The sequence below is a fragment of the Streptomyces sp. NPDC041940 genome (assembly GCF_055589465.1).
Window position 1 is genome coordinate 130,119 of sequence record NZ_JBVJBP010000001.1, and the last position, 14,206, is coordinate 144,324.

The 14,206-nt window shown below is 70.3% G+C and carries 16 protein-coding genes; 11 read left to right on the top strand and 5 right to left on the bottom strand.

The genetic code is table 11. The annotated features are described in order from the left end of the window. Nucleotides 1-7: 7 nt before the first annotated feature. The 3 genes from ACZ6I3_RS00550 (at nucleotide 8) to ACZ6I3_RS00560 (ending at nucleotide 2,164) form a co-directional block, all read left to right on the top strand. A complete protein-coding gene (locus ACZ6I3_RS00550; RefSeq protein ID WP_469410660.1) occupies nucleotides 8-439 on the top strand; it encodes a protein-tyrosine phosphatase family protein in 432 nt (143 codons plus the stop codon). A 105-nt stretch (nucleotides 440-544) separates the two neighbouring features. After that, a complete protein-coding gene (locus tag ACZ6I3_RS00555) occupies nucleotides 545-1,687 on the top strand; it encodes an abortive phage infection protein (RefSeq protein ID WP_469410661.1) in 1,143 nt (380 codons plus the stop codon). Nucleotides 1,688-1,726: 39 nt separating this feature from the next. Beyond that, nucleotides 1,727-2,164, top strand: coding sequence for a VOC family protein (locus ACZ6I3_RS00560; protein WP_469410662.1), 438 nt, complete (start codon nucleotides 1,727-1,729; stop codon nucleotides 2,162-2,164). A gap of 1 nt (nucleotide 2,165) precedes the next feature. Here ACZ6I3_RS00560 and ACZ6I3_RS00565 read toward each other — a convergent pair whose 3' ends face one another. Further along, a complete protein-coding gene (locus ACZ6I3_RS00565) occupies nucleotides 2,166-3,641 on the bottom strand; it encodes an alpha/beta hydrolase (protein ID WP_469410663.1) in 1,476 nt (491 codons plus the stop codon). A gap of 102 nt (nucleotides 3,642-3,743) precedes the next feature. Between ACZ6I3_RS00565 and ACZ6I3_RS00570 the strand changes: the two genes are divergently transcribed. From ACZ6I3_RS00570 to ACZ6I3_RS00585, 4 genes are all read left to right on the top strand, one after another. Then, on the top strand, nucleotides 3,744-4,517 hold the full coding sequence (locus ACZ6I3_RS00570; protein WP_469410664.1) for an SCO2525 family SAM-dependent methyltransferase: 774 nt from the start codon (nucleotides 3,744-3,746) through the stop codon (nucleotides 4,515-4,517). Between the two features lie 31 nt (nucleotides 4,518-4,548). After that, on the top strand, nucleotides 4,549-6,351 hold the full coding sequence (locus tag ACZ6I3_RS00575; protein WP_469410665.1) for an SCO2524 family protein: 1,803 nt from the start codon (nucleotides 4,549-4,551) through the stop codon (nucleotides 6,349-6,351). Beyond that, complete coding sequence (locus ACZ6I3_RS00580) at nucleotides 6,345-7,262, top strand: SCO2523 family variant P-loop protein (protein WP_469410666.1); 918 nt, start codon at nucleotides 6,345-6,347, stop codon at nucleotides 7,260-7,262. Before ACZ6I3_RS00575 ends, ACZ6I3_RS00580 begins: the two co-directional genes overlap by 7 nt. Before the next feature lie 80 nt (nucleotides 7,263-7,342). After that, nucleotides 7,343-8,305: an FAD-dependent oxidoreductase gene (locus tag ACZ6I3_RS00585; RefSeq protein ID WP_469410667.1), complete on the top strand. Its 963-nt coding sequence runs from the start codon at nucleotides 7,343-7,345 to the stop codon at nucleotides 8,303-8,305. A gap of 13 nt (nucleotides 8,306-8,318) precedes the next feature. Here ACZ6I3_RS00585 and ACZ6I3_RS00590 read toward each other — a convergent pair whose 3' ends face one another. Then, nucleotides 8,319-9,419: a GNAT family N-acetyltransferase gene (locus tag ACZ6I3_RS00590; protein WP_469410668.1), complete on the bottom strand. Its 1,101-nt coding sequence runs from the start codon at nucleotides 9,417-9,419 to the stop codon at nucleotides 8,319-8,321. Between the two features lie 227 nt (nucleotides 9,420-9,646). Here ACZ6I3_RS00590 and ACZ6I3_RS00595 point away from each other — a divergent pair, with 227 nt between their 5' ends. Both ACZ6I3_RS00595 and ACZ6I3_RS00600 read left to right on the top strand, forming a co-directional pair. Next, nucleotides 9,647-10,633, top strand: a complete 987-nt coding sequence (locus ACZ6I3_RS00595; protein WP_469410669.1) for an SCO2522 family protein — start codon at nucleotides 9,647-9,649, stop codon at nucleotides 10,631-10,633. Then, on the top strand, nucleotides 10,634-11,602 hold the full coding sequence (locus ACZ6I3_RS00600; RefSeq protein ID WP_469410670.1) for an SCO2521 family protein: 969 nt from the start codon (nucleotides 10,634-10,636) through the stop codon (nucleotides 11,600-11,602). Nucleotides 11,603-12,026: 424 nt separating this feature from the next. Here ACZ6I3_RS00600 and ACZ6I3_RS00605 read toward each other — a convergent pair whose 3' ends face one another. The 3 genes from ACZ6I3_RS00605 to ACZ6I3_RS00615 are packed head-to-tail and all read right to left on the bottom strand — an operon-like array spanning nucleotide 12,027 to nucleotide 13,651. Beyond that, the gene (locus ACZ6I3_RS00605) at nucleotides 12,027-12,467 is read right to left on the bottom strand and encodes a GNAT family N-acetyltransferase (protein WP_469411651.1); all 441 of its coding nucleotides are present in this window, start codon (nucleotides 12,465-12,467) and stop codon (nucleotides 12,027-12,029) included. Nucleotides 12,468-12,491: 24 nt separating this feature from the next. Next, nucleotides 12,492-12,836: a DUF397 domain-containing protein gene (locus ACZ6I3_RS00610; protein WP_469410671.1), complete on the bottom strand. Its 345-nt coding sequence runs from the start codon at nucleotides 12,834-12,836 to the stop codon at nucleotides 12,492-12,494. After that, nucleotides 12,818-13,651 carry a helix-turn-helix domain-containing protein gene (locus ACZ6I3_RS00615; protein WP_469410672.1) on the bottom strand — a complete coding sequence of 278 codons (834 nt, stop codon included), beginning with the start codon at nucleotides 13,649-13,651 and terminating at the stop codon, nucleotides 12,818-12,820. The genes ACZ6I3_RS00610 and ACZ6I3_RS00615 overlap by 19 nt, the downstream gene beginning before the upstream one ends. A 116-nt stretch (nucleotides 13,652-13,767) precedes the next feature. On the opposite strand from ACZ6I3_RS00615, the gene ACZ6I3_RS00620 reads away from it, so the two are divergent. Together ACZ6I3_RS00620 and ACZ6I3_RS00625 are read left to right on the top strand one after the other, a co-directional pair. Continuing rightward, nucleotides 13,768-13,974, top strand: a complete 207-nt coding sequence (locus ACZ6I3_RS00620; protein WP_469410673.1) for a hypothetical protein — start codon at nucleotides 13,768-13,770, stop codon at nucleotides 13,972-13,974. Further along, the gene (locus ACZ6I3_RS00625; protein WP_382827025.1) at nucleotides 13,971-14,186 is read left to right on the top strand and encodes a hypothetical protein; all 216 of its coding nucleotides are present in this window, start codon (nucleotides 13,971-13,973) and stop codon (nucleotides 14,184-14,186) included. The genes ACZ6I3_RS00620 and ACZ6I3_RS00625 overlap by 4 nt, the downstream gene beginning before the upstream one ends. The last annotated feature ends 20 nt before the right edge of the window (nucleotides 14,187-14,206 follow it).

The window sequence follows — 14,206 nt, forward strand, 5'->3', positions numbered from 1 at the left end:
GAGATGCGTGACCGATCTGTGGAGTGAGAGTGACACAGGCGTCCTGAGACTGCCTTCCGGCCGGCTGGTACGAGGACGAGGCCTCCGCAACCCCCTGGACCCCAGCGCACCCCTGCCCTCCCACGGCGCCTACCTGCTCGGCAAGCAGCCGCCCGAGGTCCCCTGGGAATCGGACTGGATCCGCTGGCCCGACTTCCGCCTCCCGTCGGACCGGGCCGCAGCCCGCGAGGTACTGGCCGATACCTGGGAGCGGGCCGCGCGGGAGCGCGTGGAGATCGCCTGCGCCGGAGGCCGCGGCCGCACGGGCACGGCCCTGGCCTGCCTGGCCGTTCTGGACGGCGTACCGGGTGAGGAGGCAGTGGCGTATGTGCGGCGGCACTATGACCGGCGTGCGGTGGAGACGGTTTGGCAGCGGCGCTACGTACGCCGGTTCGGGTAGGGCCTGTCGGTCTCTCCTTCGGCACGGCGGCTCATACCTTGGTCGCGCTGCCGTAGACCGACGGCCGACAGTGGACCCGGGGTCCTGCTCGGCACAGTGAACGGCATGGAAGAGACCAAGGGGAGCAAGCAGGGCAAGGGGATCAGCCGGGCGCAGTTCCTGGCCGGGGCCGCGGCGCTGGGGGCCGCCGGGATGGTGGCATCGGCCGGACAGGCCCGGGCCACGGAAGCCGGGCACGGCCGGGGGCTGCGTCGGCAAGGCGTCGTCTACACCGTCGGGGCGGGGGAGACACCGGGCACCGCGTGGAGTGCGCGCCGGATGCGGGCGGATGTGCGCGCCATCCGTGACGACCTGCACGCCGACACGATCGACGTCACGGGGGACGGTGTCGAACGGCTCACCGCCACCGCCGCCGAGGCCGCCGAACGGGGGCTGCACGTCTGGCTGCAGCCGACCCTCGGCGACGCCCCGCAGCGGGACATCCTGGAACACCTCGCCGAGACCGGCCGGTTCGCGGAGCGGCTGCGGCGCCAGGGCGCGAGCGTCGACCTCAGCGTCGGCTGCGAGTTCTGGCTGTTCGTCCCCGGCATCCTGCCGGGCGAGACGGTCCTGGAACGCATCAGGAACCTCCAGAACGGCACGGTCGACTGGCCCCGGGCGCTGCGCCGCCTCGCCGAGTTCACCGCGAAGGCCGCCGAGGTCGGCCGCTCGGTCTTCAAGGGCGACCTCAGCTATGCCGCTGCCCAGAGCATCGACGACCCGGACTGGAGCCTCTTCGACATCGTCGGCATCGACTACTACTCGTACTTCGAGAAGCGGTCCGACTACGTCCGGGAGCTGAAGCAGTACCTGCGGTGGGGCAAGCCGCTCGCCATCACCGAGTTCGGCACGTGCGCGTACGCCGGTGCCCCCGAGACGGGCGGCATGGGCTGGGACATCGTCGACTATGACAAGGAGCCGCCGGAGATCAAGGGGGACCCGGTCCGCAGCGAGCGCGTCCAGGCCGGCTACGTGGGCGAGCTGCTGGACGTTTTCGCGTCGATGGGCCTGTACGCGGCGATGACCTTCGAATTCATCAGCGCGGACGCCCCGCACCGCCCGGACGAGCCCCGGCTCGACCTCGACATCGCGACGTACGCCATCACCAAGGTGATCAAGGACCGTCCTGACGACCCCGCCTCCGGCTGGCACTGGGAGCCGAAGGAGGCGTTCCACGCGGTGGCCCGCCGCTACGCCCGACGGGCGTGACCCGGGGCACGGAGGGACCATGGCTGAGGAGGTGCACGCATGGAATGGACCCTTGAGGTGATCACCGTGCCGGTCACCGACGTGGACCGGGCCGAGGCCTTCTACGTGGACCGCTGCGGTTTCCGCGCCGAGATCGACGCGACGTTCTTCGAGGGCGTGGGCCGCTTCGTCCAGCTCACGCCACCCGGCTCCCGCTGCTCCGTCGTGCTGGAGTCCGGCATGCCCGACGCACCGGGGCAGCCGCCCATGGCCCCGGGGTCGCTGCAGGGCCTCCAGCTCTGCGTCACGGACATCGAGAAGGCCAGGGCGGAGCTGGTGGGACGCGGGGTGGAGGTATCGCCGGTCCTGCACGTGAGCGCGTCCGGCTGGGCGGAGGGGCGGGGCGAGGAGGGCTGGAACTCCTTCCTCTTCTTCCAGGACCCCGACGGCAACGGCTGGGCGATCCAAGAGGCCCCGGCGCCCCTCGCCCAGCGCTGACCTAGGCGCAGTAGGTGTCCCGGTCCGGGCGCTCGCCCGTCGCGAGGAAACGGGAGACGGCCGCGTCGCCGCAGGCGTTGCCGTTGTCGAGGTAGGCGCCGTGGCCCGTGGAGTTCACCGTCACCATGACGGCCCGGTCGCCGAAGGCACGCCGGAGCTCGCGGGCCCCGCTCAGCGGAGTGGCGACGTCCCGCTCGTTCTGGACGAGCAGGATGTTGGAGGGACCGTCGTCGGTGATCCGTACCGGAGGCTCCTTCGGTGCGAACGGCCAGGCGGCACAAGGCATGGCACCGCGCGGCATGCCCGCCGTCAGGGGGAACTTCGCCCGGCTCTCGGCGGTCCCCTTCTGGTAGTGGGCGACGGACTTGGGCCAGGCGACGTCGTTGCAGAGCGTGCCGACGCCGATGGCGGCAGCGTTCTGCATCATCGACTCGTCCGGGGCCTCGGGCACGGGCGGCACGGTGCCCTTGCGGGCGGCGAGGATCATCTCCGCCAGCACGGGGTAGTCGTCGCGGCCGTACAGGCTGCTCAGCATGGTCTGGCGCAGGACGTTGCCGTTCAGCTCCGCGGGGTCGGCGCCGGGCCAGGGGAGGGGCTCGCGGTCGAGCCGTTCGGCGAGGCGCAGGAAGAGGGGGCGTACGTCGGCAGCCCTACGGGCCACCCGATGCGGATTCCCGGGCCGGGAGGCCCACTTGGCGAACTCCGGGAAGTTGTCCTCCACGCCGGTCTCGAACGCGGCGAACCAGGCGCGTCCGACGCGGGTGTGGTCGGGGTTGAGGTTGCTGTCCAGCACGATGCGGTCGGTGCGGTGCGGGAACAACTGGCTGTAGACGGAGCCGACGTAGGTGCCGTACGAGTCGCCCCACGCGGAGATCCGGCTCTCGCCCAGGGCGGCCCGGACGCGGTCGAGGTCGCGGGCCTCGTTGGCGCTGCTGATGTGCCGTATCAGCTCACCGCCGTTACGGGCACAGGCGCCGGCGATACGCCGGGCGGTGGCCATGTTCTCGGTGACGGAGCCGTCCGGGGCGGGCCAGGGCATTTTGGCGAGGGCGAGGTCCTTGCTCTCCAGCCCACACCCGGCGGTACTGGACGGCGCCATCCCGCGAGGCGCGAACCCGATCAGGTCATAGGCGTCCCGCACCTCCTGCGGCAGCTTCTGCCCCTTGCCCGACGGGTCATCGAGACTGACCCCACCGGGCCCGCCCGGGATGAGTAACAGCGCACCCCTGCGAGCGGACGGTTTCTCACTGGGGATACGGGAGACGGCGATCCGGAGTTTCCGTCCGTCAGGGTCGGAGTAGTCCATGGGTACGGTGACGGTGGCGCACCGCTGACGGGGGTCGAGGCCGGTGCCCTCGCACTTGGTCCACTTGAGGGACTCGGCAACGGCCGCGGACACACCAGTGCCAGGCCCGGCCAGACCGAGAACGACACCGGCGGCGGCGATCAGTGCCGCGTACTTCGTGATCTGCTTCATGTGCAGCAGCGTGGCGGACTCTGACAGCCCTCCCCATCCGGACAACTGCCCGAAATCGCGGGGGGATTACCCCCGGTCCGCCCTTCGGGATACCGTGAGTGAGTGACGTCGGGATCGTCGTGGAACGCTCGGCCGGGGAATGCCGATGTGAACTGGGCGGCATTCGATCCGATCGCCTATGTCGAGCACAACTACCGAGACGTGCAGGCAGAGGACGCGGAGATTCTGCGCATCGTCCGGGATCACTTCGCTGATCATTTCCGTACGACGGACACGCCCGGGCCCGTTTCCGGTATCGACGTGGGTGCCGGCGCGAACCTCTATCCCGCGCTCGCCATGCTGCCGTGGTGCGACGAGATCACTCTCCTCGAGTACTCGTCCGCGAACGTGAGGTACCTGGAGAGCCAGGTCGCGCACTACGACGCGACCTGGGACCGGTTCTGGGGCGTCCTGGGTGAGCACGAGGCGTACGGTGCGCTGGAGTTGGACCCGCGCGAGAGGTTCCGCAGGTCCGTAGAGGTGAAGGAGGGCAGCATCTTCGACCTGGCACGACACGAGGGGCGGTGGTCCCTGGGGACCATGTTCTTCGTCGCCGAGTCGATGACCACGTCGGTGCAGGAGTTCCGACTCGGCGTCGAGCGTTTCCTGCGGGCGCTGACTCCCGGTGCCCCCTTCGCCGCCGCCTTCATGGAACATTCCAGGGGCCACTATGCAGGCGAGTATTTCTTCCCCGCCTGTGACGTGGGGGAATCCGAGGTGCACGCGAGCCTTGAAACACTCGCGGATGACCTCAAGATCGTGCGCCTGGCTTCGTCGGAATGCCTGCGCGACGGCTATTCGGGAATGATCCTTGCCTGTGGCCGGCGTCGGCAGTGACGGCTGTGTGAGCTGTACGGGGGCGAGGGACTTGCAGATCAAACCGCGGCAGCAACTCCTGGACATCTGGCAGGCGATAGCCCGCCACTCCTTCGACGGGGGAACGTGGGACTGGGGCGACCTGGGCGGGGCAAGCAGTGTCGCCGACGCGGAACGGCTGCTCTGTCTGCTGTATCCGGCCATGGAGATCCCCGCGTTCCGGCTGGACGATCCGGACACCACGGAGCGGGACGTCCTGCGCGCGATGAGAAGGGCCGGCGGCCGGCTGGACCTCCCGGCGGCGCTCGTCACGGTCGTCGCCGAGTTCATGCGGACGCACACGCGACCCGGCGACAGCCCCAGCTTCGCCGGCGGTTACTGCTTCCGGCCTGCGGGCGAGACCACGGACCTCACCGACGAGCAGCGCGAACTCGGCGTGGTCGACTCCTACTCCCTGTCGATCACCCTCTGTCTGGCCACGCTCGGCTTCCTCAAGCACTACGGGACCAGGACCCGGCGTCCCGAGGTCCAGGCGGCGATCGCCGAGCTGCGCCACGCCACCAGCACCCGCCTCACAGCCGCGATGGTGGGCCTGCTGCGTTCCTTCACCGTCAGCGTCTACGACCCCGACTCCTCCCAAGGTGAAGTTCTCACCGGCCTCCTGGGGCAGGGCCGGGTGCCGGGGCGGCATGTGGTGGAGAGGTTCCGGCACCGCTTCAAAGCCCTGCGTGCCGTGATCACCGAGAGCCTCGTCCTCGGGCTCGACGTCCATGAGGGGCTGCTGGACGAGAACCGGCTCTTCGAATGCGGCTGGGCCTGGGGCATCGTGAAGGACGCGCCCGAGGTCGAGACCGACGAACCCGTCGGTCCTCAGCCGTACGGCATCGCCGACCCGGTCCCGTACCTCTACTTCACCGTCGTGGCACTCGACGGCATCGAGGACCTGTTCTCCGACCGCACCCTCACCCTCGGGCTGCTCGACTCCGAACAGCAGAGGCTCGCCGAGGCGCTCCGGCTGCGCTGGGAGATCACCCAGCAGTTCTGGTCCGGCATCGCCCGCTTCGACGCCGACCATTGGCCCCTGGAGGACATCCCCTGGCGTACGACCGGGCCGCGGCAGGAATCCGAGTACTTCTCGCTCTCCGTCACCTCCCTCCTCGTCCACGACCTGATGCGGCGCCGCGCCACCGACGACGACCTGATCCGTGTCGTAGGCGTTCTGGAGCGTCTCGCCGATCGCGCCCGCATCACCAGCCGCGTGACACACGACGACCCGATGGTGCGGCTGCACGACCCCGGCGTCACGATGCCGCTGCTGGGCACCGAACGGATCGGGCCGCCGCTGCGATGGACGATGACCGACTTCTCGGCACAGCTGCTGAAGCGGGCCGTGCAACTGCGCTCGCTCGCCCGCGACCTCACCGCGCACGACCGGCTGTCCGGACTCGCGGAGGACATCCTGCGGCACGTGTGGCAGCGCCGTATCAGCCACGGTGAAGGGGCCGGCCTGTGGGACTCCTGGAGTTTCACCGAGCGCGTCGTCGAGGTGATGGTCCAGGCCCACCACATGTACCGGCAGCCGCCGCTCCGCAGCCCCGAACTGACCCATCTGGCCAAGGCGCTGCTCAGCGAGGCCGCCCAGCTCTTCGGCATCGAGGAGTCGGAACTGTCGCCCATCGATGGCGGCAGCCGGGAGAGGGCGCTCAGAGACATTGAGCTCAAGCTGCGCCGCGCCCGTGCACTCGTCGGCGAACAGCCGGGCACCTCCTACGCGTTGGCCCTCGACGCCCTGGGCCTGCTGGACGTTCTCGCCCAGGCCCGGGCCACCGCCCGCCCGGGAGGCGGAACATGCTGATCTTCGCGGCCTCCGACAAGGGCGGCGCGGGCCGCTCCGTCACCAGCGCCAACCTCGCCTACCACCGGGCGCTGGCCGGAGACGACGTCTGCTACCTGGACTTCGACTTCGGCTCGCCCACCGCCTCGGCTGTCTTCGACGTGCCCGAGGCCTGCCGGGCCGCCGAGGGCCGCGGCCTGCATGCCTACCTGAAGAGCGAGGTCGTCGACCCCGCCCGCATCGACGTCTGGGCGGAGACCGAGCACGAGGTGCTGCGCCACCGGCCGTCCTGCTCCGGACGGCTCGTGCTGATGCCCGGTGACCTCAGCGGCGGCGACTTCGCCACCACCGAGAACGACCAGCGGCGGTGCGTCGACCTGCTGCTGAAGCTGCACCACGAGTTCGACCTGATCCTCGTCGACCTCCGGGCCGGCCGCAGCTACGCCCTCGACCTGGCCTTGGCCGCCACCGCACAGCCCGAGATGGAGGCGGTCCCGGCCCGCTGGCTGGTCTTCCACCGCTGGACCCGCCAGCATGTGACCGCCGCCGCGCACCTGGTCTTCGGCAGGCACGGCCTCGTCGCCGGTGGCGTGGCCCGAGGCCATGACGAGGCCGCCCTGCGCGGCGCCATCCGCTTCGTACGGTCCGCCGTGTCCGATCCCGACGCGCCGCCGTGGTCGCAGGTGCCGCCCGCGCAGTCGGCGTGGATGCAGGCGTGCGACAACCGCCTCGATGAACTCGCCTGGGAACACGGCATGGGGCGCAGCCAGGTCCTCGGCTCCGTACCCTTCGAGATCGTCCTGCAGTGGCGTGAGCAGCTCATCACCGACGAGGACGTGCTCAGCAGCCGGATCGCGGACATGACGACCTTGCAGGCCCTGATCGACCTGGCAGATCGGCTCACCGACGACAGGCACTGGGAACTGGCGTGAACCGCACCCCGTGCCGCCGGGGCACCACGAGGCGGGTCGGTTAGTCTCGGCGCAGAGTCGCGGACCAGGGAGGCGAGCCAGTGTCGGCCAGTGCGGTGGTGATCGGCGCCGGAGTCTCCGGGCTCACCACGGCGGTGTGCCTGGCGGAGTCCGGCATGGACGTCCGGGTGGACACCGACCGGCCCCCGTCCGCGACGACCTCGGCGGCCGCGGGCGCCATGTGGGATCCCTATCTGGCCGAACCCCGCGACCTGGTGGAGCGATGGAGCCGGGTGACCCTGTCGGAGCTCACCGAGCTGAGCGCGGACGCCGGCACGGGGATCCGGCTGCTGGAAGGGACCCAGGAGTCCAGAGTCCCCTGTGACCTGCCGGCCTGGGGCGGCCTGGTCGGGGCGGTGGCATGCGCGCCGGACGACCTGCGCGAGGGCTTCGTGTCCGGCTGGCGCTACCGCGCCCCGCTCGTGGACATGCCCCGCTACCTCCAGTACCTCGTCGAACGGCTCGCCAAGGCCGGCGGGCACGTCCGCGATCACCACTACGACACCCTCGACGACGCGCTGGGCGAAGCGCCTGTGGTGGTGAACTGCACCGGTGCCGGGGCCCGGGACCTCGCCGCCGACACCGCGGTCGAGGCGGTGCGCGGCCGGCTCGTAGTCGTGGAGAACCCCGGCATCCGGGCGTTCTTCACCGACGACACCCCTGGCGCCGAGGAACTCACCTACATCTACCCGCACTCCGACGTCGTGGTCCTGGGCGGAACCTCGGACCGGGGCAACTGGGACCTCGGCCCCGACCAGGCCGAGGCCGAGGCGATCATCCGGCGCTGCGCCGACATCGAGCCGTCGCTCGCCGGAGCCCGGGTCGTCGAGCACCGGGTGGGACTGCGGCCGGTCCGCAGCCGGGTCCGGCTCACGGAGGAGCGGCATCGGAGCACGCTGCTGATGCACAACTACGGCCACGGCGGAGCCGGACTGACCCTGTCCTGGGGATGTGCCCGCGAGGTCGCGGACCGGGTCCGCACGGCACTTCGGTCGCATCCCTGAGCCGTGCCGGGACCTACCCCCGGATCTGCCACTGCCTGCGCTCCGCGATGTCGGCCTCCGCGCCTCTGCGAAAGAGATACAGCCAGGTGCGGGCCATGAGCGTGGCGGTCAGGGCGATGGTCCAGGGCCAGCTGACGGCATCCGCCTCCACCAGCGCCGCACCGGCCGTCGGAGAGGCGGCCGTAAGGACCATCAAGCTGACTTCGCTCCGGCTTCGCCGGAATCGGTGGGCGATGGAGAATTCCGACCGCTCGTACCAGGCCATGGCCGCGCTGATCACCACGGCCAGCACCATGGTCGTCCAGGGATTGCCGCTGACCTGCGCGTAGGTGACAGGCAAGGAGATGAGGAAGGGGAACACGCCGCCGTATTCGGACAGCACGTTTCCCCACTTCATTATCTTGCCGAACGCGTTCGAGCGGATCCGGGCGAGTTCGCCGGAGGCACTCGCGTAGACGATCAGGGAGAGCACCGTGCTGAACGTCGCCCCGATGAGAAGCAGACGGACGTCGTCGGGGAACCGGGTGGACGAGAAGGCGAAGCCCAGGAGGAACGTGATGGCGGCCAGGATGGAGCCGGAGAACGCGATGCCGGCAGCGGCCTCCCCGGACTGGAGCGTCGCGGGGTCGTCCTTCTCGAACCGGGCGATCTCGAAGGCGGGTTCACCGCCCAGGCTCACCAGCGCCGTCACCGCGTGGTCGGACGGCCCCAGCGACTCCGCGAGCTGCTCCTTCGCTGTGACATGGACGAGATGCCGCGCGTCCGGATCGATGTACTCGACACGCGACTTGTACTGGTAGTAGATGCGGTCGGCGCCGTCCGCGGCACCCGCGCGCATGACCCGCGTCCCGATGAACCCGCAGGCCAGGAGGAGGCGTGTCACCGCCAGTTCCTCCGTCCCCGCCACGGCGGAGATCAGCGGCGGCTCGCTCGACCTTCCGGGCAGATCCCGCACCATCTCGCCCAGCAACCGCGCGGCGACACCCTGCCGCCGCATTCGGTCGCGCACCGCGATCAGCGACAGCCGCGCATGCCCCGGTGACGGCATCTCCGCGGCGATGCACCCCACCAACTCGCCCTCGGATTCGACCACCCGGACCAGCTCGCGTTCCATGGCTTCGATCAGAAGAGCCGGCGACGGAACGACCGACGCTTCGCACGATTCGGCCAGAAACAGATGGAGCCGGTCCAGATCAGCGGGGCGGGCCGCCCGGGCGGACCATGCGGTCATATCCGTCCATTTCATTCAGTTCGCAGTCGTGTCTCGGCATAGTGCAGCACAACTGGCGAAGCCTGGCACTGAGTTGTACGTTCTGAGGACGGCGCGAAGGGGGGTCGGCCATGACGGAGTCCGTGTTCCGGGAGGCCACCGCCGAGCCCCGTACCCAGGCCGTACCGCTCGCCCATCTCTCCCTGGAAGTGGGCCACCTCTACACGGAGGACTTCGAGGCCGGACCCGGGCGGCTGCGTGCGCACTTCGCCGAGACGCGCCTCTGGGCGGACGCCGCCCGCGCCGCCGCGGCCCGCCGCATCGGCGACCGGCGCCTCCGTATCAGCACCTGCTTCCTCGTCGACGACTACTTCACGCGTTTCTCCACCCCGGCGGAACTCCTCCCCGTCGTCCTGGGTGAAGCGGAGAAGGCAGGCCTGGTCATCGACTATCTGGCACGCGAGTCCGGTTGCGCGGCCGACGGCAGGACCGAGCCGGCCGAGTCCGTCGCGCACCGTCTCGTCGAATCGCCGCCGCCCGGCAGCTACGGCGCCCGCCCACCCGTCGGCCAGACCGGCTGGCTCTCCAACGGGCAGCGCACGCCCGGCGCCGCCCGCAGCGCGCTCTCCGAGGCCCCCGGCTGGCAGCCGCCCCAGGAAACCGCCGCCCGCAACCACTCGGTCTTCATGGACGTCGAGCTCTGGTCGGAGCGGGACGGGCGGCGCCTGTGGTCCTGCCCGTTGCTGGCCGCCGTGTGGCAACTCGCCCGCCTCGGCCTCCTACGGCACCTCGGCGAGCCCGTCCTCACTCCGCAGCCCTGGACCGGCGGCGGCTTCCCGCGCGACTGGGACCAACTGCCCCCGCTGCTCCGCCTCAACGGCTCCGCGGCCCCCTTCAGCGCCTACCGCACCTGCACCCTGCTGCCCAACCGCTTCCTGCCCGTCGAGAACGCCGTACGGCTCATCCTGGACCAGACGGACGTCGACGCCGGGGCGCTGCGGCAAGTCGCCGAGCGGTCAGCGAGTGAAGGGGTGCAGGTGCCGGACGGGATCGCGCAGCGTACGACGTACGTCTTCTACGAAGAGCCCCCGGACTTCTGCTTGTCCGAGGGGACTTGAGTGGCCACCGCCGACCAGCCGGTGCGTCCCGTCCTGGCCTGCGGTGAGGTGCGCACCTGTCTGCTGCCGACCCTCCGGGCGCTGGACAGCCGGGCCGCTCCCCAGGCGCTGCGGCTGCGTGCCGACGAGCACGTCCGTGTCTCCGAGCGGCCGAACCTGTACGTCCGTTCACCGGAGGTCCTCACCGGCGTGGACTGCGGGCTGCCGACCTCCAACGGTGCCAAGGTCCGTGCCGTGGGGACGGTGGCCGCCCGCGCCGCGCTCACCGAGGGGCGTGTCCTACAGGCCACCGCCTACTTCAGCGCACCGGCCTTCGGACCGGAAGCGCGTCGGCCCTGGGGCCAGTACCTCGTACGGCCGGGCCTGGTCGAACCCATCGGAAAGCTGCCCGAGGAAGCGACGGCGAAGGGCGTCCTGCGTGGCCCCGGACGTGACGAGCTGAACCTCGGGATGGTCGCTGAGGGGCTGCTCGCCCAACTCAGCCGAGGTCCCCTACTCGATCAGAGGGTGCCATTCAAGTCCCGCCCCACACGGCTGCGTTGGGTCGCACGGTACGTCCCGATGGGGGAGAAGGCGTCACTGGAGCGCTTCACCCTGGCCGAGGGAGGGCTGCGGACCGTGGAGCTGCGAATGCCGGAAGACATCCCGGCCTCCGCGGCGGCGGGCCTGTGCGAGGACTTCGCGCTGCACGATTGGCTGCTCACGACCGTGACGCACCTGCTGGACGGCAGTCGCGTTCCCGCCTCCTCCGTCCCGGCACTGGGCGCAGCCGCGGAGCACCTCCTGCATCTGTGGATGCCGCGCGCCCGCGTGGCCCCCTCACTGGGCCACCTGTGGGACCCCCTGGAGCAGACACCGGGCTTCACCCGCCAGTGGCAGAACCTCGTCCAGTCCATCCGCGATCGACTGGCCGTCCAGGCCGTATCGCTGCCGACCCAGTCGCGGAACGCGCGTGGAGGGGAGGAATGAGGCCGCCTGGCCCGTCATGACACGGGCAGCAACTGTCGGGGCCGCCCGCTTCTTGCCAGTGTCGTGCCTCCACGAGCCGAGTAAAGGGCGCTGCGCGCCGGCTTCGCCGATGGCCCTGCGGGCCACCCTTGACTCGCCTCGCTCCAGCACGGGAGAGAAGCGAGCGAGCGGCCCGGAAAGGCGGGTGGCCAGGCCCTGTGTGCGAGCTTCGGTCCGTTGCCTCGCCGACCGGCGTGAGCGGGCGCGCTCGCGTCTCGCCTGCACGCCGCGTGGGTGCGGCGGCCGACGGGGCGTGGGTGGCTGAGCCGGGGGGAGTGGAGCGTTTGGGCGGGGGTGACCTCTGTGTTGGCGGGTGGGGGCTCGGCCGGTTGGCCCATGTGCTCCATTTGCTCCCATCGCGGGGATGGGCTGGCTCGTGAGCCCCTCAGTGGTCTCCGTTCGTGCTTGGCGGGCGCAGCATGAAGACGTCGACCGGGTCCTGGGTCTCGACGGTGAAGCCATGGCGTTCGTAGAGGCGGCGGGCCGGGCTGCCCTGGAGGACGTTCAGGCGTACGGGTTCGGCGTCGGCGTCGGTTCGGGCCAGCAGGGTTCGGAGGACTGCCGTACCCAGGCCCCGGCCCTGGAGGCCGGGATCGAGGTAGAAGTGCTCCAGCCAGGTGCCGTCCTCGGACGGTCGCAGTGTGACGCTGCCCGCGAAGGTGCCGGCGGCCTCGATGATCGACGTGTGGTGCGGGGCGAAGCCGTCCCGCAGGCGCTGCCTCACCCGGTGCGCGTCGTAGCGGCCCAACCGCTCCAGGTCCGGGCGCATCACCACGGCCCGTAGTTCCGCTATCGCCTCGACGTCCGCCGGTTCGGCGGGGCGCATGGTCCAGTGCACGGCCGGATCATTTCAGTGGCGATGGTGACGTATGAACGCGCCCCAGGCGTCGGCCCCGACCAGGACCACAGGGCTGTCGGCCAGTTTGCTGTCCCGGACGGGGACCGTGCCGGGGACTCCGTCGGCGACCTCGACGCAGCTGCCGCCCTCGCCGTTGCTGTAGCTGCTCTTGCGCCAGCGGGCGAACTCCACCCAGGCGGCTGCCCCGACCAGGACCACAGGGCTGTCGGCCAGTTTGCTGTCCCGGACGGGTACGGTGCCGGGGATTCCGTCGGCGACCTCGACGCAGTTGCCCCCGTTGCCGTCGCTGTAGGTGCTCTTGCGCCAGTGTGCGGTGGTCAGGTCGTACTCGCGCATCGTCTGAAGTCCTCCGCCGCCGATTCGATCAGGTCCAGGGACGCCTCCGGTGGCAACGCGGCAGCCCTGAGCAGATCGTAGGCCGACTGTGCGTGCTTCACCACGGCCGGATCGTCCAGCAAAGTCCCCGAATACACGGCTTCTGTATAGGCCGTCGGCGGCGCGTCTTCGAACTCCATGAGGCGCAGGTCGCCGGTCATCACGGCGTACGCCCCAGCCGCGTACGGCAACACCTGCACCATCACCGTCCGCTCTCGCGCCAGTGCCACCACGTGCTCCAGCTGTTCCGCCATGACGGCCGGGCCACCGACCGGGATGCGCAGCACGTTCTCGTGGAGGATCACCCAATACAGGGGGCGGGTAGCGTCCTTGAGGATCTGCGCGCGTTCCACGCGGCCCGACACCTTCTCGGCGATGAACTCGTCCGGCGCGAACGGGTTCATTGCCAGTGTGACCGCCCTCGCGTAGGCCGGTGTCTGCAGGAGTCCCGGCACCAGCGCGGGCGCGAACTCGCAGATTTTCGTAGCCTGCGCCTCCAGCTCCGCCGCCCTCGCGAAATAATCCGCATACCGCTTATCGTCAATCAGCTTCCTGCACAACCGCTCGAAAATACCGTCGGTTTGCAGCACCCCGTCGATCCGCTGGGCCACATCCAGCTGTGGCTTGCGAATGGCCTGTTCGAACTGGCCGATGTATCCGCCGGAGACGAAAACCCGTAGCCCCAGCTCCACCTGGGTGATCCCCGCGTCCTCCCTCCGCCGCTTGAGCTCCGTGCCGAAGAACTCCCACGCTGCCTGCCGAGAACCGTTGGCCATTACCGAACCCCTTTGTGCTGCCCCGCAGTTGTAGGGCACAGACCCCTCCCGAGTGTAGGCGCGGAGCGTCACCGTGGGGATGCGAAGAGTGAAACTCCGAATGGAAGGGGAGCACGGTGGAGGCACGACACTCGGCGCACTGCGTCGAAGAAGCGGAGGACGCGGTGAAGGAATTGCGGGCAGAACTCGCGAAGGCGGGAATTATCCTGCCGTCACTGGGCCTGGACCCGGTGAGTCTTGCGCGGGAAGCACCCTGTCCGCTCGTGGAATTGGGCCGGTGTTCCGTGGAGACCGCCCGGCGGCTCGCGGCGGTGCTGCGATGAACCCCCCGGTCGGCGCGTACGTCGTGGACACCCGCAGCGGACGCATCGGCATCGTCATGGGGCATGAGGGGCCCTATGTGCAGCTGCGGCCGTACGGGGGCGGGAAGGAATGGGACGTGGACCCCGGCGCCGTCCGGCACGCCACCCCGGCCGAGCGGCTGAGCGCGGCGACGGCGTACGCCAACGCCCGCAGCAGGGGTGAGGTCCCTTGACCCGGAGGACCCGGGCGACC

What these genes read in the sequence shown, in the direction of transcription:
- ACZ6I3_RS00605 (WP_469411651.1), bottom strand. Translation starts at nt 12,467, where the DNA reads ATGCGCCCCGCCGAACCGGCGGACGTCGAGGCGATAGCGGAACTACGG.
- ACZ6I3_RS00615 (WP_469410672.1), bottom strand. Translation starts at nt 13,651, where the DNA reads ATGGCCAACGGTTCTCGGCAGGCAGCGTGGGAGTTCTTCGGCACGGAG.
- ACZ6I3_RS00625 (WP_382827025.1), top strand. Translation starts at nt 13,971, where the DNA reads ATGAACCCCCCGGTCGGCGCGTACGTCGTGGACACCCGCAGCGGACGC.
- ACZ6I3_RS00565 (WP_469410663.1), bottom strand. Translation starts at nt 3,641, where the DNA reads ATGAAGCAGATCACGAAGTACGCGGCACTGATCGCCGCCGCCGGTGTC.
- ACZ6I3_RS00580 (WP_469410666.1), top strand. Translation starts at nt 6,345, where the DNA reads ATGCTGATCTTCGCGGCCTCCGACAAGGGCGGCGCGGGCCGCTCCGTC.
- ACZ6I3_RS00595 (WP_469410669.1), top strand. Translation starts at nt 9,647, where the DNA reads ATGACGGAGTCCGTGTTCCGGGAGGCCACCGCCGAGCCCCGTACCCAG.
- ACZ6I3_RS00590 (WP_469410668.1), bottom strand. Translation starts at nt 9,419, where the DNA reads ATGGAACGCGAGCTGGTCCGGGTGGTCGAATCCGAGGGCGAGTTGGTG.
- ACZ6I3_RS00610 (WP_469410671.1), bottom strand. Translation starts at nt 12,836, where the DNA reads ATGCGCGAGTACGACCTGACCACCGCACACTGGCGCAAGAGCACCTAC.
- ACZ6I3_RS00560 (WP_469410662.1), top strand. Translation starts at nt 1,727, where the DNA reads ATGGAATGGACCCTTGAGGTGATCACCGTGCCGGTCACCGACGTGGAC.
- ACZ6I3_RS00555 (WP_469410661.1), top strand. Translation starts at nt 545, where the DNA reads ATGGAAGAGACCAAGGGGAGCAAGCAGGGCAAGGGGATCAGCCGGGCG.